The sequence below is a fragment of the Arachidicoccus sp. genome (assembly GCF_050436765.1).
Classification (GTDB): Bacteria; Bacteroidota; Bacteroidia; order Chitinophagales; family Chitinophagaceae; genus Arachidicoccus.
Map to the genome: position 1 here is coordinate 1 of NZ_JBNQGD010000174.1, position 916 is coordinate 916.

Annotated in this window: 1 protein-coding gene; it reads left to right on the plus strand. The window is 37.7% G+C overall.

From position 1 onward, the window contains the following. Positions 1-916 (plus strand): glycoside hydrolase family 97 N-terminal domain-containing protein (locus tag ACQR30_RS07635; protein WP_429733589.1); only part of this gene is annotated, 916 nt, incomplete at both ends.

The window sequence follows — 916 nt, forward strand, 5'->3', positions numbered from 1 at the left end:
AGTGACGTCAATTATTGGATTAATAGCTTTTTTATTTTTGTTCCAAAATACTTATGCGCAGAAAATTGTAAAGTTATTAAGTCCTGACCATCATTTAGTCGTTAATGTATATATACAAAGTCATCAATTATACTATGACATAAACTATCGACATCAATCTGTAAGTAAAAATACGCTTGCTTTTCAATTGGGCGGGAAAGTTTATGGTAATGATATAGCGTCCATCAAAGTACTCCATAAAGAAAAGATTAGTAGAAGTTTGGAGCTAAGGGGTAACCATCCTATCGCAAAGATTGACAAGCAGCGCTATAGCATGGCGGTGCAATCATTGAATGAAGGATTAAATTTCTCTTTAATGATGAATGTCTATAACAATGGGGTCGCCGTTCGTTATGAGGTCCAACATCACAATAACCAATTGGAAAAAGATCTTTCGACTATTCAATTCCCAGAAGAAGTGACTTATTGGTGGCAGGGTAATGTGGAAGAATATGAAGGCACCTATTCCCACTCATCTATAGATGAATTTAAAGATAGTGCGACCGTAGGAATGCCTTTGACAGTAAGCTACGCTGATCATATGTATGCGGCAGTAATGGAATCTAACCTTCACGATTTTGTGGGCTCTTATCTTATGTTTGAGAAAGAAAAAAAACTTTTCAATTATACATTAGCAGGTGCCGTAACGCCGGTAACAAAGAAAGTTATGAAGTCTTCCTGGCGCATCATCACGGTGAGCAATGATTTAAACGGTTTGGTAAATAATGATATCGTTTCCGATGTATCCGCTAACCCCGATAAACTTTTATTTCCCGATGGTATTCACTCTTCGTGGATTAAGCCGGGAATGGCTGTTTGGTCCTGGATGAGTAACAAACGGGAGGTAACTCCTTCCAACATGAGATTATTTACCGAT